This is a genomic window from Klebsiella sp. 141162 (genome assembly GCF_050600755.1).
Taxonomy (GTDB): domain Bacteria; phylum Pseudomonadota; class Gammaproteobacteria; order Enterobacterales; family Enterobacteriaceae; genus Klebsiella; species Klebsiella aerogenes.
Map to the genome: position 1 here is coordinate 1 of NZ_JAQIRI010000018.1, position 20,165 is coordinate 20,165.

General features: G+C 55.3%; 12 protein-coding genes, 2 tRNA genes and 1 rRNA gene. 4 read left to right on the forward strand and 11 right to left on the reverse strand.

Going from position 1 to position 20,165, the window contains the following annotated elements; all coding sequences use genetic code 11:
• From PGR23_RS24165 to dnaQ, 4 genes are all read right to left on the reverse strand, one after another.
• Positions 1-8,345, reverse strand: an 8,345-nt coding sequence (locus tag PGR23_RS24165; protein WP_430915665.1) for a hemagglutinin repeat-containing protein, incomplete at its 3' end; no start/stop codon positions are given.
• Positions 8,346-8,357: 12 nt separating this feature from the next.
• On the reverse strand, positions 8,358-10,019 hold the full coding sequence (locus tag PGR23_RS24170; protein ID WP_396279904.1) for a ShlB/FhaC/HecB family hemolysin secretion/activation protein: 1,662 nt from the start codon (positions 10,017-10,019) through the stop codon (positions 8,358-8,360).
• A 476-nt stretch (positions 10,020-10,495) separates the two neighbouring features.
• Positions 10,496-10,572, reverse strand: a tRNA-Asp gene (locus PGR23_RS24175).
• A gap of 133 nt (positions 10,573-10,705) precedes the next feature.
• Positions 10,706-11,437 (reverse strand): DNA polymerase III subunit epsilon, encoded by a 732-nt coding sequence (gene dnaQ, locus PGR23_RS24180; protein ID WP_015368125.1) that lies wholly within the window; start codon positions 11,435-11,437, stop codon positions 10,706-10,708.
• A 64-nt stretch (positions 11,438-11,501) separates the two neighbouring features.
• Here dnaQ and rnhA point away from each other — a divergent pair, with 64 nt between their 5' ends.
• Positions 11,502-11,969: a ribonuclease HI gene (gene rnhA / locus PGR23_RS24185; RefSeq protein WP_015368126.1), complete on the forward strand. Its 468-nt coding sequence runs from the start codon at positions 11,502-11,504 to the stop codon at positions 11,967-11,969.
• On the opposite strand, the gene PGR23_RS24190 is transcribed toward rnhA, so the two are convergent.
• The gene (locus PGR23_RS24190) at positions 11,966-12,688 is read right to left on the reverse strand and encodes a class I SAM-dependent methyltransferase (RefSeq protein WP_045397913.1); all 723 of its coding nucleotides are present in this window, start codon (positions 12,686-12,688) and stop codon (positions 11,966-11,968) included. The genes rnhA and PGR23_RS24190 overlap by 4 nt on opposite strands.
• Before the next feature lie 33 nt (positions 12,689-12,721).
• Between PGR23_RS24190 and gloB the strand changes: the two genes are divergently transcribed.
• Both gloB and mltD read left to right on the forward strand, forming a co-directional pair.
• Complete coding sequence (gene gloB / locus PGR23_RS24195) at positions 12,722-13,477, forward strand: hydroxyacylglutathione hydrolase (protein ID WP_045397916.1); 756 nt, start codon at positions 12,722-12,724, stop codon at positions 13,475-13,477.
• A gap of 71 nt (positions 13,478-13,548) precedes the next feature.
• The gene (mltD, locus tag PGR23_RS24200) at positions 13,549-14,916 is read left to right on the forward strand and encodes a murein transglycosylase D (RefSeq protein ID WP_045397918.1); all 1,368 of its coding nucleotides are present in this window, start codon (positions 13,549-13,551) and stop codon (positions 14,914-14,916) included.
• Between the two features lie 54 nt (positions 14,917-14,970).
• Here the strand turns inward: mltD and PGR23_RS24205 are convergent, their stop codons facing one another.
• From PGR23_RS24205 to PGR23_RS24215, 3 genes are all read right to left on the reverse strand, one after another.
• On the reverse strand, positions 14,971-15,741 hold the full coding sequence (locus tag PGR23_RS24205; protein ID WP_289578234.1) for a class I SAM-dependent methyltransferase: 771 nt from the start codon (positions 15,739-15,741) through the stop codon (positions 14,971-14,973).
• 86 nt (positions 15,742-15,827) lie between these two features.
• Entirely contained in the window at positions 15,828-16,625 is a 798-nt protein-coding gene (locus PGR23_RS24210) for an endonuclease/exonuclease/phosphatase family protein (RefSeq protein ID WP_015704463.1), read from the reverse strand.
• 103 nt (positions 16,626-16,728) lie between these two features.
• Positions 16,729-17,919 carry an MFS transporter gene (locus tag PGR23_RS24215; protein WP_396279905.1) on the reverse strand — a complete coding sequence of 397 codons (1,191 nt, stop codon included), beginning with the start codon at positions 17,917-17,919 and terminating at the stop codon, positions 16,729-16,731.
• A gap of 104 nt (positions 17,920-18,023) precedes the next feature.
• On the opposite strand from PGR23_RS24215, the gene yafC reads away from it, so the two are divergent.
• The gene (gene yafC / locus PGR23_RS24220; protein WP_047047173.1) at positions 18,024-18,926 is read left to right on the forward strand and encodes a DNA-binding transcriptional regulator YafC; all 903 of its coding nucleotides are present in this window, start codon (positions 18,024-18,026) and stop codon (positions 18,924-18,926) included.
• Between the two features lie 49 nt (positions 18,927-18,975).
• Here yafC and dkgB read toward each other — a convergent pair whose 3' ends face one another.
• The 3 genes from dkgB to rrf form a co-directional block, all read right to left on the reverse strand.
• The gene (gene dkgB / locus PGR23_RS24225) at positions 18,976-19,779 is read right to left on the reverse strand and encodes a 2,5-didehydrogluconate reductase DkgB (RefSeq protein ID WP_396279906.1); all 804 of its coding nucleotides are present in this window, start codon (positions 19,777-19,779) and stop codon (positions 18,976-18,978) included.
• A gap of 167 nt (positions 19,780-19,946) precedes the next feature.
• Positions 19,947-20,023: transfer RNA gene (locus PGR23_RS24230), tRNA-Asp, on the reverse strand.
• Between the two features lie 56 nt (positions 20,024-20,079).
• Positions 20,080-20,165 (reverse strand): 5S ribosomal RNA (gene rrf / locus PGR23_RS24235); the annotation flags it as partial.

Genomic DNA, 20,165 nt, shown 5'->3' on the forward strand with positions numbered 1-20,165 from the left:
TTATCCTTGTCGCGAATGGTGATGGTGCCGTCAGCCACAGCGGCCTGAGTCGTGCCTTCGGCATGCCCACTGTTGCCCGCCGCCGCAATCATCCCACCCGGCATATTGCCCTTGAACTGGTCGCCGAAGCTGCCCGCGCCGCTGATACTGATGCCCGAGTGCTGAGTTTTGAAGTCCGCTTCGTTGTGCAGGTCGCTGAAGCCCAGCGTACCGGTATCGAGGCTGTTTTTGTCCGCCGTGGCCGTGGAGGCAATCACTGCGCCATCCAGTTGGGTATGGTTGCCCGCGGTGATATCAAAGCCGCCATCACCGGCGAACATCCCGGTTTGTTCGGCAACAGAGTCAAAGCGGCTCTTCATCTTGTCCTGGGAGGCAGAGATATAGCCGGAGCCCGTCATGCTGCCGAAGGTGAAGCTGCCGCCCGCCGCCACGCTGCTCTGCTTGCTGTCGTATTTGTTGCTGTCCTGCTGGCTGCTCATCAGCAGGTCGTGCCCCACTTTGGCGACAATTTTATTGCCGCTGACCTGTGCCCCATTGAGCACGGTGTCATTCCCGCTCTTAATGGTGACGGTCTTGCCGCTGTCGATGGTGGTTTCAGTCCAGTCGGTACCGTTACCTTTATCTTTGCCATTGGCTGCGTTGACATTGGCAAACACGCTGATACCGGCACCTTTACCTGCACCAATACTTACGCCGACACCGCCTCCGCTGCTGCTGTTCTTGCCGCTGGACTGTTGAGTGTTAGCAGCCCCGCTGAGAATGACGTCATGCCTGGCGTCCAGCAGCGTGTCGCCGCCCGCTTTCACCTGGCTTCCGGCAATAACGATATCGCCGCTGTTCGGGCCCTTACCTTTTCCATTCGCGGTAATGGAGAGATTGTTGCCTGCATTCAGCGTGCTGCCCGTTATCGTATCGCTCTCAGCGTGCTGCTGCGATTTGGATTTCTGCGTGGTCAGCGAGAGGCTGACGCCCATCGCGTTCGGGTCGGCCGTCAGGTCAGCCGCCTCAGCCGCCTGTCCGGCCTGCACACCGGAGAGCACAGTTTTAGTGGCCTGAAGCGCTTTGAGCCGTCCGTCACTTTCCTCTTTGGTATCCTGTGCCGCCGTAACCGCATTATTAATCGCGCTGCCGACAGTGCCCGAAAGCGCCAGCGTCAGCCCACTTTTCTTCTGCTCGAAGGTTTCATCGCGGGTACGTTTGTCGTGGCCCGGGTCGATGATGACGCTGCTGCCGCTGAGACTCATGTCCTTCCCGGCAATCAGGTCTGCGCCGCCGATGTGCGCCTGGTTTCCGGCAGCGATAACCACGTTACCGCCCGTAGATCCGACGGTGCTGAAGCTCTGGCTTTGCGTGGTGCCCGCCTCGCGTAAATCGTGGGTAGTCTTGCTACTGCCGATACTGATCCCGATCCCCCCGGTGCCCATCAGGCCGGATTTTTTCTCTTCCTTAAAGCGCCAGGAGGTATCCGTGTTGGTCGCGGCCACGATATCGACGTTATTACCTGCGTCGAGCGCCACGCTGTTATCGCCCACTACGGAGGAGCCTTTCACCAGCAGGTTGTTGCCCGCCTGCACGGTGACGCTGTCGCCGGAAAGCAAGGTACCTGCTTCACGGGTCGCACTGTCTTCCTCTATGATGTGAGTCGTTTTCTTGCTAAGGAACCCTTTTTTGGTCTTTGTCTCTTCCCTGTAGTGGTAATCACTTTCCGTCGCCGTGGTCAGGTTCACATCGCGGCCTGCCGCCACGCCGATATCCCCGCTGGCGGTCACCTGCGCCGCTTCGGCGTTGACGTCGCGTCCGGCGACGATGGTGGTGTTGCCGGAGCTGGCGATTTCGGTCCCCTGCTGGCGCACGGATTCATCGATAACGGTTTTCTTTTTCGAGTGTGAGCTGCTGCCGGTCACGGACTCTTCCGCCAGCAGATTAACGTCGCGCCCGGCCTGGATCCCGACATTCCCTTCCGCCGCGATGCCTGCCGCCTGGCTGGTCACGTCCCGTCCGGCAACCAGCGTTACGTTGTCGCCCGCTGAAATCGTTGTTCTGTCGGCGCTGCCCTGATGACTTTCACTGCCGCCCGTGCGGCTGGTCTGCCCGCTGTCAGCCGCGTTCAGGTTCAGATCATTTCCCGCCACCAGCTGCGCGGTTTTACCCGCATTGATAGCGCTCGCCGTCACGTTCAGATCGTTGCCAGCCTGCATTACCGCGTTACCGCCCGCCGTAATGCTGCTGCCCTGATTTGAGGTGGAGGATGTACTGGTGTTTTTCTGGCCCCAAACACCTGATCGGCTGCTGCTGTCGGTTATCTGGTTAGCGGCGATATTGATGCTATTGCCGGCATCCATGGCGAGGTCACCGCCCGCGTTTACTTTCGCGCCGGTGATATTGATGTCGTTCGCCGCTGCCATATAAAGACCATCGCTGGCGCTGATGGAGGCGGTTTGTCCGACATCGGTGCCACTTATGTGGACGCTTTCGCGACGGCTGTCACCGCCTACGCTCCACTGCTGCGTACGGGTGATGTTGTTAATGCTGCCATCGGTGCTTTCCAACTGTACCGTCTTACCGCTGATGACGGAGCCGATATTGTTAATATCGGCCAGCGCGCTCAGGTCCAGCCCGCCGCCAGCCCGGATGAGACCCGCGTTGAGGTTGTTAATGCTGTTGCTGCTGTCGATGGTAAGGCCATTCTGCGCCAGCAGAGCACTGCCGCTGTTGGTAACGTTACCGCCCGCTAACTGCACGTTATTGCCGCTAATCACGCTACCGCTCTGCACCGTCACATCTTTTGGCGACAGATAGACTTTTGGCACCATCACCGTCTGTCCGTTAATCGTGGCGGTTTCATACCAGAGAATACTGTGGTCGAGCGCCGCCACCTGGTCGGCGGTCAACGCCACTCCAAACGTCAGACCGAGCGAGCGTTGCGCGCTGGCGGCGTTGTCCATCAGGTAACGCATCTGGTCGAGGTCTGACCCCAGCCCATTGATGTAGCGCTGCCCGGTCTGGTTCAGTACATAGTTTGACGCATAGCGGGTATCAAACGCCGCGTCGCCAAGGAAGCGGTAATCCTTGTCCGGATTCAGGTTGAGGCGGCCAAGCATGTACGAAGAACCGAGGAACTGACTGACATCGGTATACTGGCTACCCGTCTCACGTGGGGCCGTGCCCGGGTTCATGCCGAGCAGGTTGTACAGGTCGCCAAACAACGACGGATCGAGCTGACCCAGACCGTCGAGTTTTGGGTTAACGGTGATGAGATACGGGCTGTACGGATCGGTCGACGGCACAAAGTAGCCATTATTACCGGAAGGCAGTGGGTAGTTGCTATCCATGCCGCCGGGGGCGAGTACGGTACCTTCGCCGATAGTTTGGCTGGCGGTACTGTCTTTCCAGTCTGGAGCGGTGATAGCCGGGGTTGCAGCCTCCACAAGCGCCTGCTGGCTCGCGTCGCTACCGATGCTTTGCGCTGAAGGCGTATTCAGGTTTGGGGCAACGATGGTGTTGCTGATCTTGTCGGCATTAGACATCGTATTGGTATTGCTGATGTCACTGTTGAAGTTGGCTGAGACGTTGCCGCCCGCCTGAATAACCGCGCGGTAAATTTCGCCGAGCTCTGTACTTGAATCATGTCCTTTAAGCGTAAACGCAATGGACGTGCTTTCAGGCATAACATCATGATACTTATTTCCGTCCGTCGGATAACGCCCCCCCGGCTCGACTGCGTATCCATATCGGCGTGAATCGTACTGATAGACGAACCAGTCAGTAACTGTCCCTGACTGCCAACTCTGGTTATTAAGGGTGCCCCCGGTCAGACTGACATTACCATTCGCCAAAATATTACTGGCAAAATTATCCAGTGAGCCTGCATCGATCGCGAGATTTTTGCCGGAGCCAATTCTGGATGCTCCGCCGTTGCTGGTAACGTCAGTTCGCGTCTGACTACTGATGAACTTTTGCTCTGCCGAACCGGCATACATTGCATAGTAAAACTGATTCCAGTGGACATAGTTACAGGCTCCATGGCCGTTACATGGCCCCACCTGTCTTTCTGCCACCCGGCTGGTCATTCCATAAGTACCGTCGGCAAGCTGGCTGATATCGACGTTAATCATCGAATTCCCCATCCCCGGAATACTCTGTCCACCATCGATATGCGTTGTTTTTGTCGTTAGCCCATCCCGCGTATTCAGCAAATGCCCGGTCTTGATGGTGATATCACCGTTAATAGTCTCAATATTACCGGAGCTATTAATCACTTCGGCATTCGCCGCGCCGCTGGCGTCTTTCTGCATCACCAGGTTATTGCCTGCCAGCATATCGCCATGCAGGTTCTGGATGCTGTTGGCGTAAAGGGCGAGATTATTACCCGCATACAGCAGGGCAGTGTTGACGATCGCACCTGTCGCGTTCAGGAGCAGATTGCCCGCCGTGCCGGTAAAACCGTCGAGGATGATACTGCCCCGGCTGGTCAGACTGACGTCCCCGCCCGCCTGCAGAGTGCCGCTGGCGTTCATGGCAATCTGGCTGCCGGAAAGCGAAGTGGTACCACCGCCTGCCGTAAGCTGGCCGTTATTCGTCAGCTTACCCGCCGCGTCCAGGGTAATGCCGTCACCCTGCAGGGTGGCATTGTTGGTGATATCCCCCTGGGTACTGACAGAAAGCTGTTTGTTCGAGGCCACAACCCCCTGTGACGTCCAGCTGTTGACCAGCTTCAGCGTCAGATTACCGAGCGCCACAATCTGGCCCGCGCCGCTGAGGGAGACCGTTTCGGCCAGCAGGTCACCGCCGCTGAACAATTTGCCATTCTCATTATTGATGGTGCTGGCGTTGATGCTCAGCCCCTGATTACCCAGCAGCGTGCCGCCGTTGTTGACGAACTGCGCGTTTACGTTCAGCTGTGCGGCCTGGAAGGTACCGCTGTTGGTCAAATTGTCACCTGTGAGCGTCGCCTGGTTCGCCGCCAGCACGGTGCCGCTGCTGGCAAACTTCGCCACGTTCAGCACCAGGTTCGTGGCCTGTAGCCAGCCGCTGCCGCTGTAGTCCGGCGTGGTGAATACCAGGCCACCGCCGGAGAGAATTTTGCCGTCGTTGCGGGCCTGCGTTGCCGCGCTGAGCGTGGTTTTACCGTTGCCCTGAATCGTGCCGTCATTCATGAGCGATGGCGCAGTGATGCTGAGCGCGTCCTGGCTGAGGATAACGCCGTTCGCCTGGTTGGTGAGTGCGTTCAGCAGAGTGAGCGTCAGAGCGCTATCGCCCTGAATGCGACCGCTGTTGATCAGTGTACTGGCGCTGAGTTGGGTATCAGCCCCCTGAAGCTGCCCGCTGTTGCTGATGTTACCGGCTTTCAGCGCCAGCTTACCGCCAGTCAGCAGTTTGCCCTGCTGCTGCAGGCCGCTATGCAGCGTGACGCTCAGGCCGTTAACACCGCTGATTTCACCGTCGTTGCTGAGCGAATCTCCTTCCACCTCCAGCGTTTTCGCATTGATTAATCCCTGGTTACTCAGCGCCTTACCGGTCAGGCGAGCATCGCCCAGGGCGGTGATTTTACTGCCGGTAACGGCAGTGATGTCATCGCTCAGGGTCAGCGCTAAATCGATCGCGCTCTGGATGGCCCCGTGGTTAGTCAGCCGGGCGCCATCAAGAATGATGTTCTGCCCCTGTATTCGTCCGCCGTTGGTGATATCGCCGGCGGAGAGAGTCAGCTCCCCTTGACTCAGTAAATCGCCAGTATTAGCGAATGCGCCAGCGCTGTTCAGCGACAGCGCGTTCAGCCCGATAATGGTCCCCTGGTTACTGATATCGTCCTGGGTCAGGCTCAGGGTTTTCCCCTGAAGCGTCCCATTGCTGCTGATCTGGTTACCGCTAAGCGCCATGTCGCCGGATGCAAGCAGGCGACCATGGTTCGTCAGCGCCGGCGCAGTCAGGGCGAAACGCCCCTGACTCATCAGGTCGCCGTTATTGTTCAAGGAAGCGGTGAGCGTGCCTTCAAGTTCGCCCGTTGCCAACGCCGATCCGCTGTGGATCCAGCGGTCTGCATCAACCGAGACATCCCTCCCCTGGGTTATCCCGCCGGTGACCAGCGTGTTGCCATCAAGGGATAAATGACCCGCCGTCAGCCAGCGTCCGTTTGCCCCCTGCGAAAGGCTGTCGCCGGAAAGGGTCAGTGCGTGACGGCCCTGAAGCAGGCCGTCACTGCTCAGCGTGGTCGCCTGAATATCCAGCGTGTCAGCGATGATTTTGCCTGAATGACTTAGCGCGTCCGCCGTCATTATCAGACCGCTGTCACTGCTAATAAGCCCGCTGTTGCGAATATCCGGCACAGACAGCGCCAGGTTTGCCGCGCTGTACAGCGTGCCGTTCAGCTGGTTGTCCAGCGCTTGCGTGTTAATCAGCAGTGCGCTGGCGCCCTGGATCAGCCCGCTGTTGGTCAGGGTTTGCGACTGCGTGTTCATGCTGGAAGCAACGAGTACGCCGCTATTGGTCAGCGCAGGCGCATTCAGGTTGACTTCGGCCGCGCTGCTTTTGCCGCTGTGGTTGAGCTTTTCGCGGGCATTCACCGTCATGGTTTTTTGTGCCGCCTGCGTGCCCGAAAGCACCATTTCCCGCGCGCTGAGGCTGAGATTATTACCGCTCTGAAGTTGCCCGCCCGCCGTGGTAGCAAGCCTGTCGCCCTGCAGCAGAAGATCGCTTCCGGCGCTGGTTTCACCGTCCAACGTCGCCGTGGCGGTATTCAGCGTCATGGCGGCATCGCTGTGGATCAGCGAATTTTTGCCGGAGGTCAGATTCTGCGTAGCGACCGTTAGCCCCTGGGCACCGGACAGTACGCCGTTCTGCGTCACATCCTGCGCCTTCAATGCCAGCACCGCATCGCTCACCAGCGAGCCCGTGTTGATAAGCTTCCCGCTGGCGGTGATGTCCGCTTTTCCCTTCGCGCCGATACTACCGCTTTGGGTAAAATCGTGAGTATTGACGGTCAGGTCGCTACCGCTCAGCAGCGAACCGGCGTTGCTGAGCGTAGAGCTGCCTACGCTCAGGGAGGCGCCCTGAACGGAACCGCTGTTATTCAGCGCGCTGGCATTCAGCTGAGCGCTGTTACGCGCCAGCAGCTTGCCCTCTACCGTCAGGGTGTTGCTGCTTACCGTCAGGTTTTGCCCGGCTATCATCTGCCCTTGCGTTTTCAGCGTATCGCTGGCTTTAGCCTCGATATGGCGGGCGGCGTTAATCTGGCTGGAGGTATCCTGGCTAATATTTTTCGCGGTAAGCGTCGTATCGCGTCCGGCAGTCAGCTTTTCATTAGCGTTTGAAATCGCGCCATTGGCATTCAGTACCAGGTCGCCGTCGCTATTGAGTGAACCGTTGCTCAGGGCAATGTCGCCCTGGCTGCTCAGCGACATATTGCCGCTGGCTTTGTGATCGCCCGTCAGGGTCAGGTTTTCACCTTTAGCGGACAGCGCACCGCCGGCGAGGCTTTGGTGTACGCTGAGACTGCCGCTGGCATCCAGGGTGATATCGCCCTGGCGCGCGTTAAGATTGCCGAGGTTAACCCCGACACCTTTCTCACTCGACACCATCCGGATCCGATTGGCGTACATACCGCCAAGTGCGCCGGTATCGACCGCCACCGATGGCGCTTTACCTTCTCCCAGCTGCGCCTGTACGCTGCCGTCTGTACCAACGCGGTTGGCCCCGGCCACCACGTTTAAATCCTTAGCGTGAATGGCGGCATTCACTTCGGTTGCGCGTGAAATGATCGACAACGCATCGCTGCCGCTGGCATCAAGCCCCTGCCCCTCAATGGTGATGCTGCCTTTTTTCACGTCCAGCGCCTGTAAATTGCCGCTGGCGTCAAAAACAGGTTTTCCCGTGGTCAGCGTAGCCTGGGGGGTATTGATAAACCCGCAGCCATTACAGGTGATGCCATACGGGTTAGCGACCATGACATTCGCCGCTTTGCCCGCGACTTCCGTATACCCCTGCAGATGTGAGCGGTTGCCGCCGGTCACTTCGTTGATGATGCCCTTTGCTTCTTTGCCCGCTTTCAGGTTGGCGTTACCGTTAATCAACCCGCCAAGCTGCGTCTGATTGAGCTTACCCGTGGCGTTATTGAGGATCAGTCCCTCTTTGCCGACGTTGTAATCCTTAAACCGGTTGTGCGAAATTCCGGCCCCGTTCGGTGTGGCAATATTCACGACCGGCACGCCATTCGCCGCTTTATCCGTGGAGGTATTGCCCGTTGGCGTCAGCGTGGCGGAAATCGCAGGTAGCAAAGGTTGTCCGGCGAGCAGGACGCTTAATACATAGCTGAGCACGCGGTAGGCTAAGCGAACGGGAGGCTGTTTCATGACGATAATCCCTTAAAACGCGACGGCAACGCGATAGTAAATATTGACGTGATCCGGGCCAAGCCAGTCCGGGTAAACAAGAGGCAGTCCGACGGTAAACGCGGTGGAAACGTGGCCATTGGCGGTATTGAGCCCAACAGCCGTGCCCCACAGAGTGCCAGCTGAATAGCGATCCAGCTTGTCGGAATGCAGCCAGCCGCCATCAACAGCAGCCAGCGCGCTGACCTGGCCTATCACCGGCAGTATGAACAGGGTGTAGTTGAGCTCATTTCGCCAGTACGCGCCGTTATCGCCGGAGATACTTTGTTCTTTAAACCCGCGCACCGAGCTTTCGCCGCCGATGGTCATGCGTTCGCTACCGTATAGGCGGTCCGGTGACCACTGCCCGTAGGCGCTCGCCAGCCACCACAAGTTTTCAGCTACCGGGCGCTGGAAGCTGGCGTTCAGGCTCCATTTACGGAACTGCGCTTTCGGTAAATCACCATTTTTACTGCCGTCGCTGTCGGCATCCAGCCATGGCATACCGCGGCTGAAGGTAGGGTTAAACGTGGCTACGCCACCAAATATTTTCTGAGTATGGTTCAGGCCAAACAGCAGGCTGGTCAGTTTGCGACTGCTGCTTTGCAACAGGATATCGTCCAGATAATTATGATTGATGCGATGGCTCAGGCCCAGGGAGATACCCGTCTTGATATTACCGTTGCGGAACAGCACGTGTGACAGATTCACCCGGTGTGTTTCGGTATCGCCGGTCGAACGCCAGCGGTAGCCGTTGTTATCGATGGTGCTGAGATAGTTGTTCCAGCTGTAGCTATAGTCCAGCAGGCTGTAGCCGTAGGGCACGCTGACGCCCGCAGCAAAATTTTGTGCATCTTTTGTATTCGAAAACGCGCTGCTGCGTCCACCGTAAACAAACCAGTTATCGGCCAGACCTAACAGGTTGTTACCGCTCAGCCCTGCGTTAATTTGCCCGACGCCCGTATTCTTCTGGCCGCTATTATCAAAACTGACTGAGCCGGAAAGAGGAAATTCTGGCGTGGCGGTCAAATGAACAATCGACCATCCCTGCTTATCGCCCGGTAATATTTCAATCTGCACCGGCGTGGTACGGGTGCGGTTAATTTGCTCCATACCCTGTTCAATATCACGCAGATTAAGAATACGCCCTTCCAGCCCTGGAAAGGTCATTTTCAGCTCACGCTCGGGCGCGCCATCCATGTGTATTTTCTCCAGCCGACCTTCCAGAATAGCCAGATGCAGCTCACCAGAACGTAAATTCTGTTCCGTCAGAAAAGCACGGCTGGTTATATATCCGCGGCTGATATACCAGTCCGAAACTGTATTAGTAAGCTGATTAATACGGGCCATATTCAGGCATTGGTTCACCCAGGGCGCAAGGAGTTTTCGCTGCCTGCGATCATCAATAAGGGTGGTCCCTTCCAACACAATGCGATTGATGGTGAAACATGGCCCGGATGCTGGCACAGGCGGTTCAGCCGGAGAGGGGCGAGCCAGCGGCGCTGTGCGCTCCAGCGATTCACGCTGCTGTTGGTTCTGAAGAAGCAATTGCTGCTGCTGCTGTTCGATGCTGTTGCGGTCTGCTGGCGATAACGGGGCTGCGAAAACTGGCTGACTCAGAACCAGCAATATCCCTGCCAGATATAAAACCTTCATCCCTGTTCCTGTATGCCTTTGTTATTTACGTTATGATTGTATTTTGTGACATTAACTTACATTTCTGGTCACATTACACCCAATGGCGGATGAATAAAACAGCAAGAGCGCAAACTTGTACTATTTTCAGAATATTGCAGTCTTTTCTCAGAACTATTCTTAATAAAAATAAAAACGGGTTATTGAAAACGGAATATATTCGGGACAGAGCCGAAATGAAGGGGCATGAACAGAATGAATATATCGACAGGTCGTCACTTCTGAAGCGACCGGCAAATATCAACCTGGTCACTTCCATAAATCAGGTAAAGCAAGTGCTATGAAAATGGGAACGTTGTGATTAACGGCTTTCAGATGAGGCGGCCTATCTTAAACAGCCAAAGCGGGTCGATACACTGAATGCTCTGCTGGAGGCCATATTAGAAAGCGTTAGAAAGCAAAAAGGCCATGCTAATGAATAGCATGGCCTCGAATAGTGGCGGAACGGACGGGACTCGAACCCGCGACCCCCTGCGTGACAGGCAGGTATTCTAACCGACTGAACTACCGCTCCGCGTTGTTGTTCCGTTGGGAACGAGGCGAATATTACGGTTTCCCTACATCGTCGTCAACGCTTTTTCTTCACTTTTGAATCGTTTGCTGCAAAATTAGCCCACCCGCCTATTTTTAGCGCATATTGTCGGCGATCAGGCGCGCCACAGGCAGCTTCCGCCCTTCTTCTGCACCAGATCGAGACGCGATTCATGGTCCGCCAGCTCGCTGTCAGAAGCATAAACCACGCGTAATTTACTGGCGGCGCGGACAACGCGCTGTATTCCAATATCGCCGGCCTGCTGTTGGCCTTCCCCTTCCATCGAAAACGCCATGCTGGTCTGCCCGCCGGTCATCATCAGATAGACGTCAGCCAGAATCTGGGCATCGAGCAACGCCCCGTGCAGCGTACGCTTGCTGTTGTCTATTTCATAACGTGAACAGAGCGCATCGAGGCTGTTACGCTTGCCGGGGAACATCTTACGTGCCAGCGCCAGGCTATCGGTGACCTTACAAAAGGTTTCCGTTTTCTCAATGCCGCGGTTCAGCTTTTTGAATTCATAATCCATAAAGCCGATATCGAACGATGCGTTATGGATGACCAGCTCCGCGCCGCGGATATACTCCATGAACTCATCGGCAACGTCGGCAAATGTCGGCTTATCCATGAGGAACTCATCGGCAATACCGTGAACGCCGAAGGCCTCCGGGTCCACCAGCCGATCGGGCTTCAGATAAACATGGAAGTTATTACCGGTGAGGCGACGGTTGATCACCTCTACGGCGCCGATCTCGATGATCTTATGCCCTTCATAATGGGCGCCGATCTGGTTCATACCGGTGGTTTCGGTATCGAGAACAATCTGTCGTGTAATTGCAGTGCTCATAGCGGTCATTTATGTCAGACTTGTCGTTTACATATCGATTTCAATTACAGGAAGTCTACCAGAGATGCTCAAACAGGTAGAAATTTTCACCGATGGTTCTTGCCTGGGGAATCCAGGGCCTGGCGGCTACGGCGCTATTATGCGCTATCGCCAGCATGAAAAAACCTACAGCGCGGGCTACCGCCTGACGACTAACAACCGCATGGAACTGATGGCTGCCATCGTCGCTCTCGAAGCGCTTAAAGAGCATTGCGAAGTGGTGCTAAGCACCGATAGCCAGTACGTCCGCCAGGGGATAACCCAGTGGATCCATAACTGGAAAAAACGCGGCTGGAAAACCGCGGACAAAAAGCCGGTTAAAAATGTCGATCTGTGGAAACGTCTTGATGCCGCTCTCGGCCAGCATCAAATTAAGTGGGAATGGGTCAAAGGCCATGCCGGGCACCCGGAAAACGAACGCTGTGACGAACTCGCGCGCGCTGCGGCGTCTAACCCCACGCTGGACGACGTCGGCTACCAGCCGGAAAGCTAATTTCCCCCGTCGCGCCACTGCCTGGTGGCGCCAACGGCCGGACGCAGCTGCGTCTTCGCCTTCCCGGACTTCATCGGATTTAGCGTCAGCGGAATGGTTCTTTTCCGCGCGACGATCATCTGCAAACACCCCAAAGCCGGCAGATGTGTACTTAACATTTTTCCCCCCAGCTTCGACCAGGGCAGCACCTGATAGCGACCGTAGTGCAGCACTTCAAAATTGAGCAGCGCCAGCCAGTCAAGCTGTCGCGTCATGGTAAACATGCGGCTGTTATAGGGGATAGTTTTTCGCAGAATCGGCGTCACCTTGCGCAATCCGACGAGGCTCATCGGATTAAAGGCGGTCAAAATCATCCAGCCATCGTCAATCAGCACGCGGTCAGCTTCCCGCAACAGCCGGTGCGGATCGCTGCACCATGGCAAAGTATGCGCCAGTAAACAGGCATCCACAGATTTGGCGGCGAAAGGAAGATACAGCGGGTCGGCTTTGACCTGGATAGGACTTCCCCCCAGCGAAACGTTCACCTGATGGGAGATCGCGCAGGCTTCGGTATTGATTTCCGCGCTCAGATTGCCAATCTTAAGTAGATGAAAGCCATATAATTTAGCCAGCCACGGTTTCATATGCCGTTCCAGCGACTCGCGATAGTATTCACCCCACGGCATACTGGACCAATGCTCTGGAGCTGTAATTGTATGAGGTATCCTTGCCGGCTTCATCGCAACCTTCCGCAACGCTTTGAGAGGTAATTTATGAATCTTATCAGTATTCCTGCATTTCAGGACAACTACATCTGGGTTCTTAGCGACGATAGCCATCGTTGTGTGATAGTCGACCCGGGCGAAGCCGCGCCGGTACTCGCGGCCATTGAAGAAAACAACTGGCAGCCAGAAGCGATTTTGTTAACCCACCACCACCACGATCATGTTGGCGGCGTGAAAGAACTGCGGCAAAAGTTCCCGCAACTTGTGGTTTACGGGCCGGCAGAAACCCAGGATAAGGGAAGCACGGATATTGTATCTGATGGCGATAGCATTACTGTTTTGGGCCGCGAATTTTCTATTTTCTCCACTCCCGGTCACACATTAGGACATATCTGTTTCTACAGCGAACCTTATCTATTTTGTGGCGATACAATGTTTTCCGGAGGCTGTGGCAGACTGTTCGAAGGTACAGCAGACCAAATGTATCAATCATTTATGAAAATAAACGCCCTTCCCGCTGACACACTAATTTGTTGCGCACATGAGTACACTTTAGCAAACATGAAGTTTGCATTGAGTATCCTGCCAGATGATATGGATATAAAGGATTACTACCATAAAGTTAATGAGTTACGCGCAAAAAACCAAAAGACACTACCCGTTACTCTGAAAAATGAACGCCGTATAAATTTATTTTTACGTACGGATGACAATGATTTAATTAAAGAAATAGCCAAAGAAACAAATTTGCAACACTCTGCGCAGAGATTTGCATGGTTAAGGTCAAAGAAAGATGACTTCTGAGATTTAACGCTTGTCATCCTCGGCCTTCACCGTTATCCTTGCTCGTCTTTTAAGCAACTATTGACACACACATGAAGGCACGAGCGATATTACTCGCCTCTGTCCTGCTGGTAGGGTGCCAGGCGTCGAAGCACGACGGCACCGTAGAACAGCGAGCACAGAGCCTTTCTGCAGCTGGTCAAGGGGAAGCAGGCAAGTTCACAAGTCAGGCGCGATGGTTAGATGATGGAACCCTCTACGCGCAAGACCAGGATCTGTGGACTTCCATAAGCGACGAGCTAAAGATGGGAATTCCGGAAAACCCCCGGATTCGCGAACAGAAACAGAAGTACTTACGTAATAAGAGCTATCTCCACGATGTAACTTTACGGGCTGAACCGTATATGTACTGGATAGCCGGGCAAGTTAAGAAACGTAACATGCCAATGGAACTGGTATTACTACCCATAGTGGAGAGCGCTTTTGACCCACACGCGACGTCTGGCGCCAATGCCGCAGGCATTTGGCAGATCATTCCGAGCACAGGGCGCAATTATGGTTTAAAACAGACCCGCAGTTACGATGCGCGTCGTGATGTCGTCGCGTCTACTACCGCGGCGCTGGACATGATGCAACGTCTGAACAAAATGTTCGACGGCGACTGGTTACTGACCGTCGCAGCCTATAACAGCGGCGAAGGCCGGGTGATGAAGGCCGTGAAGGCGAACCGTTCGCGTGGTAAACCCACCGATTTCTGGTCGCTCTCGCTGCCGCATGAAACCAAGGTCTACGTACCAAAAATGCTGGCTTTGAGCGATATTCTCAAAAACAGCAAGCGTTACGGCGTGAAGCTGCCAACGGCTGATGAAAGCCGGGCGCTGGCGCGCGTTCGCCTCGATAGTCCGGTTGATATTTCTCAACTCGCGGACATGGCAGGAATGCCGGTTAGCAAGCTGAAAACCTTCAACGCTGGGGTAAAGGGGTCAACGCTTGGCGCTAGCGGGCCAAAGTACGTCATGGTGCCTCAGAAGCACGCAGCTCAACTGCGTGAATCTCTGGCCTCTGGCGACATTGCCGCCGTACAGCCGACGCTGCTTGCTGACAATACGCCGCTGACCAGCCGTAGTTATAAGGTACGTTCTGGCGATACGATTTCCGGGATTGCTTCGCGTCTCGGCGTCACCACCAGGGATCTACAGCAGTGGAACAACCTGCGCGGTTCTGGGCTTAAAGTCGGGCAAAATCTGGTTGTCGGCGCAGGCAGCAGCGCGCAACGTCTGGCGAACAACAGCGATAGCATCACCTATCGTGTTCGTAAGGGCGACTCGCTGTCGAGCATCGCAAAACGCCACGGCGTCAATATCCGCGACGTTATGCGCTGGAACAGCGATACAGATAACCTGAAGCCAGGGGATCAGCTGACGTTGTTTGTGAAGAACAACGACAGACCTGAATCCTGATTTCAGGATAATGAGAAAGGCACCGATTCCCCGGTGCCTTTTTTATTGCCAGCGTTACACTGCTTTATGCGCTTCAAACATGATGGTATCGCTGGTAAACGATCCGTCCTGCTGTAATTCGAAGTAGGCTTTAACCTCCGCCGATGCGCTCTGCTGATATAAGCGAATCGCCTCCGCCAGCGCCTCGGGCGTGCGCATCCGCGCGACCCAGGAGCTAAACTCCAGCGGCAGACGGTCGGTCAATAAATGATTAATCGCCAGACCTGCGTCGTTGGCCAGCGCCAGCCACTCGCCGCTGGAGTAATTACGCACGTGCGAAGTGTCGCGCAGGGCTTCTACGGTCTGCAGCCAGACATCACGTACCGGATGCCCCGGAGACATCACGTCCATGATGATCATCACCCCGCCCGGCTTCAGCACGCGTTTCACCTCGCGCAGCGCCTGGCCGACATCATGCCAATGGTGAGCGGAGTAGCGGCTAATCACCACATCAAAACTGTCGTCGGCAAACGGCAGCTTTTCAGCATACCCCTGCTGAGTCACAATGTTGGTAAAGCCTTTGTCTTTTGCCGCCTGAGCGACAACCTCCAGCATCTGGCTCGATAAATCATACGCGGTAACCTGCGCTACCTGGCCGGCAGCGGTAAAGCTGGCGTGCCCTGCCCCGCATCCCATATCCAGCAACGTTGCCTGCGGGAAATCCGCCAGCCGTTCCGCCAGACGCTGCAGATCGCGCCCGGAGGCGTGCACGGCGCTGGTCAGATAGGCGCTTGCCTGTGAGCCAAACTGCTTTTCGACGTTGTCATGATGAGAGCGTGTTGTCATTGTGTTGTCCTTCGGTGGTTTGAGTAATAAAGGGCAGCATCGTGCTGAACGCAGACCTGCCCGATGGCAGGCCTGACATACCTTAATTAATCAGGCTTGCCGGGACTGAATTCGACTAGTAGCGGGTTGTGATCGGAGGCGCGGGTCACCAGCACGGAAGCATCGTGCACGCTTAATCCACGGTAGAACACAAAATCGAGCGGGCGACCAAACGCGCGGCGGCGCTGATCGTCAGAGAAACGAACTTCGCGTAACGACATCTCACGCGCAAAGCGATACAACGCGTTCATCCGCGGGCGGCTCCAGGCGTTGAAATCACCAGCCATGATTACCGGCCCGCTGTGATGGGCAATCTGATCGCCAATTGGCAGCAGCTGTTTACTATAAACATCGACGCCGAGACTAAAATTAACCGCGTGAATATTCACCACCATCAACAGCCGCGCATCGGGCAGCGGATAAACGGTTACTAACGCCGATTTAGGCAAACGTAAAATAGGTTCGCGCTCGCGCAACGGACAGCAATAGATGGGGTGAGCGGAGGCCAGCGTCATCACGCCGGAAGGATGCTGCGGCAATACCAGGGCCGGCACCTGATCGGCGGCCAGATAGTTTGAAGTCGCGAACCTGACCAGTTCCGGGGTAGTTTGCGCCTCCTGCAACAGGACCAGATGCGCGTCTTTGCCGAAATTTTTGAGTACCGACTGCCATTCAGCACGCTGCTGCTTAAAAATATTCCACACCAGCACGCGAATTTTCTCATCGCTGCTTAACGGCGCGCCGGCGGGATAAACCGGACTGACGCCCGCAAACGCCCCCGGAGGCAAGATTCTCTCCGCAGGTTGTCCGGCGACATAGCGCATGGCATAGGTATTCTTTCGCAATTTGGGCATTGAACCTCGATAACAGGAAACCAGCCCGACTGCGGCTGGTTATTCTGTTATAGGGATTTTCCCATACACTTTCAATGCAATTTGCGAGAAAGCCTTATCCTTCGACAGAAACGGCTGCCGAACGGCGTGGAGATTTATCTAAACGACCGCTCAGTACGACCAGCAGCAATGCGACCAACACAATTACCGCGCCGATCCACGGCGTCTGGGCCAGACCATACCATTCAACCGCCTGTCCACCAATGACCGACCCAAGGGCAATACCGATATTGAAGGCGGCGATATTCAACCCAGAGGCGACATCAACGGCGCCCGGCGTGTACTGTTCTGCCTTTTGCACCACATAGACCTGCAGACCCGGAACGTTGCCGAAGGCGAAAATCCCCATCACCAGCACCGTTGCCAAAGCAGCGTAGTGCAGGCTGGCGGTAAGCTGGAAGACCAGCAGCAGCACGACCAACGCAGCGAAGATAAATTTCAACGCGGCGACAGCGCCATGTTTATCAGCCAGTTCACCGCCCCATACGTTACCGATAGCGACGGAGATACCGTAACCCAGCAGGATCCAACTGACCGCCGACGGGCTAAAACCAGCCAACTCCTGCATCATCGGCGCAAGGAAAGTAAATGCGGTAAACACGCCGCCATAGCCCAGCGCGGTAATCGCGTAGATCATCAACAGGCGTGGATGGGTCAAGACTTTCAGCTGATCGCGAAGGCTGGCGCCGGCGCGGCCCGGAATATTATTTGGCACCAGAATCAAGCTGCTGATAAGTGCAATGACGCCCAGAATCGATACCGCGAGGAACGTTTCCCGCCAGCCAAAATGCTGACCGATGAAAGTCCCGAAAGGCACCCCGGTTACCAGCGCGACCGTCAGGCCGCCGAACATGATAGCAATGGCCGAGGCGGCTTTCTCTTTTGGCACCAGGCTAGTGGCGATCGTCGAGCCGATTGAGAAAAACACGCCGTGCGCCAGGCCGGTCAGCAGGCGGGCCACAATTAAAGTGCCATAACCCGGTGCCTGCCACGCCAACAGGTTGCCGGCGGTAAACAACACCATTAGCGCCAGCAGGAGTTGCTTACGCGGCATACGGCCGGTCAGCGCGGTCAGTACCGGCGCGCCAACGGCCACACCCAGTGCATAGATGGAAACCAGCAGACCCGCAGACGGCAGCGAAATAGCCAGTTGTTCAGCGATGGTCGGTACCAGGCCGACGATCACAAATTCGGTAGTGCCAATAGCAAAGGCACCGATGGTTAATGCAAGTAGCGCCAGTGGCATAATTTACTCCGTAGCATCAGGATTAAGATGACACGTAGTATGAAGGGATGTTTAAATAACAAAAACCATCAAAATCTCAATAGAATTTTGCTATAGGTGCAACAATGAGAGCCACGTCAGAAGAGATCGCTATCTTCGTCGCCGTAGTGGAAAGCGGCAGTTTTAGCCGGGCGGCCGAGCAGCTCGGGCAGGCAAACTCTGCCGTCAGCCGGGCAGTCAAAAAACTAGAATCAAAGCTAGGCGTTAGTTTATTAAACCGGACCACGCGCCAGCTGAGCCTGACAGAAGAAGGCGAGCGTTATTTCCGCCGCATGCAGGTGGTGTTGCAGGAGATGGCGGCTGCTGAAAATGAGCTTTTAGAGACCCGTACCACCCCTCGCGGCTTGCTCCGCGTGGATGCCGCTACGCCGGTGATGCTGCATTTTTTAATGCCGCTGGTAAAACCGTTTCGTGAACGTTATCCGGAAATGACGCTCTCGCTGGTTTCCTCGGAAACCTTCATTAATCTTATAGAGCGTAAAGTCGACGTCGCGATCCGCGCAGGTACCCTAACCGATTCCAGCCTGCGCGCCCGCCCGCTATTCAATAGTTATCGCAAGATCATCGCCTCACCTGATTATATCGCCCGCTACGGCACGCCGGTGAATGTGGAAGATCTTGCGGATCACCTCTGTCTGGGGTTCACCGAACCCGTCTCGTTAAATACCTGGCCTATCGCCGCCAGCGATGGCCAATTACTGGAAGTCGGTTGTGAACTTACCTCTAACAGTGGTGAAACGCTAAAACAGCTCTGTCTTAGCGGCAATGGTATTGCCTGCCTATCGGATTATATGGTGGATAAAGAGATTGCCAGCGGGGAGTTTGTGGAGCTACTTGCCGACAAGCGCTTGCCGGTGGAGATGCCTTTCAGTGCGGTGTATTACAGCGACAGAGCCGTCAGCACGCGCATCAGGGCATTTATTGACTTTCTTAGTGAGCACGTCAAACAGCTCCCGAAGGAGCTGTAAAATAACTATCGTCCGGCAGCGGCATCAACCGCCTGCCGGAATCGGTGGATTAATCCCACTTCGGCGCCAGACCTTCCGGACTTACCAGACGGTCATTGCAATCCAGTGCGGCAATCGCTTTACGATCTTCATCATCCAGCTTCAGATCCAGCGCTTTCAGGTTGCTCGCCAGATTTTCACGCTTGGTGGAAGATGGAATAACCGCATAACCTTCGCCCATCGCCCACGCCAGGATAACCTGTGCCGGGGTCGCATTATGTTTCGCCGCGATACGGGCAATCACTTCATCTTTCAGCGCCTTACCGTAGGCCAGCGTCATATAAGAGGTGATGTGGATACCGTGTTCACGCGCCCAATCTACCACTTTACGGTTCTGCAGGTACGGAGACAGTTCAACCTGATTAGTCGCGATATTTTCAGCGCCAACGGCGGCGATCGCACGCTCCATCAGCGGAATGGTGAAGTTAGAGATACCGATCTGACGGGTCAGACCCAGTTTCTTCGCTTCCATCAGCGCAGCCATAAACTCTTCGACAGCAACCACATCGTTCGGCGACGGCCAGTGAATCAGCGTCAGATCAACATAATCGGTGCGCAGCTTCTGCAGACTTTCTTTAAGGCTGGCGATCAGCTTGTCTTTGCTCAGGTTTTCGATCCAGATTTTGGTGGTGATGAACAGTTCATCACGCGGCACGCCGCTTTCCGCGATAGCCTGACCAACAGCGGCTTCGTTTTCATAGATCTGTGCGGTATCGATAGTACGATAGCCCAGCTCCAGCGCCATTTTTACAGAGTTGATGACTACGTCGTCTTGCAGACGGAAAGTGCCAAGACCAAATGCAGGGATTGCCATGATAGATGTTCCTCGTTAATTATTCGTTTCGCTTAACTGAGGCCATTATGGTTGAAGGTTGGGTTGGGAAAAAGATCGATAAATGCAGAGGATTTTTGCTGATTTAGCAATAATTGGAGATGAAGAAACAAAAAAGCCCTGAGCAAATGCTCAGGGCTTTTAATAAGTGGCGGAACGGACGGGACTCGAACCCGCGACCCCCTGCGTGACAGGCAGGTATTCTAACCGACTGAACTACCGCTCCACCGAATTTTTTCTACATCTACCGGTTTAATGCCCCGGTTTTACTGCAAATTTGATGCCTGGCAGTTCCCTACTCTCACATGGGGAGACCCCACACTACCATCGGCGCTACGGCGTTTCACTTCTGAGTTCGGCATGGGGTC

Coding starts and splice junctions, on each gene's coding strand:
- PGR23_RS24170 (WP_396279904.1), bottom strand. CDS start 10,019: ATGAAGGTTTTATATCTGGCAGGGATATTGCTGGTTCTGAGTCAGCCA.
- dnaQ (WP_015368125.1), bottom strand. CDS start 11,437: ATGAGCACTGCAATTACACGACAGATTGTTCTCGATACCGAAACCACC.
- rnhA (WP_015368126.1), top strand. CDS start 11,502: ATGCTCAAACAGGTAGAAATTTTCACCGATGGTTCTTGCCTGGGGAAT.
- PGR23_RS24190 (WP_045397913.1), bottom strand. CDS start 12,688: ATGAAGCCGGCAAGGATACCTCATACAATTACAGCTCCAGAGCATTGG.
- gloB (WP_045397916.1), top strand. CDS start 12,722: ATGAATCTTATCAGTATTCCTGCATTTCAGGACAACTACATCTGGGTT.
- mltD (WP_045397918.1), top strand. CDS start 13,549: ATGAAGGCACGAGCGATATTACTCGCCTCTGTCCTGCTGGTAGGGTGC.
- PGR23_RS24205 (WP_289578234.1), bottom strand. CDS start 15,741: ATGACAACACGCTCTCATCATGACAACGTCGAAAAGCAGTTTGGCTCA.
- PGR23_RS24215 (WP_396279905.1), bottom strand. CDS start 17,919: ATGCCACTGGCGCTACTTGCATTAACCATCGGTGCCTTTGCTATTGGC.
- yafC (WP_047047173.1), top strand. CDS start 18,024: ATGAGAGCCACGTCAGAAGAGATCGCTATCTTCGTCGCCGTAGTGGAA.
- dkgB (WP_396279906.1), bottom strand. CDS start 19,779: ATGGCAATCCCTGCATTTGGTCTTGGCACTTTCCGTCTGCAAGACGAC.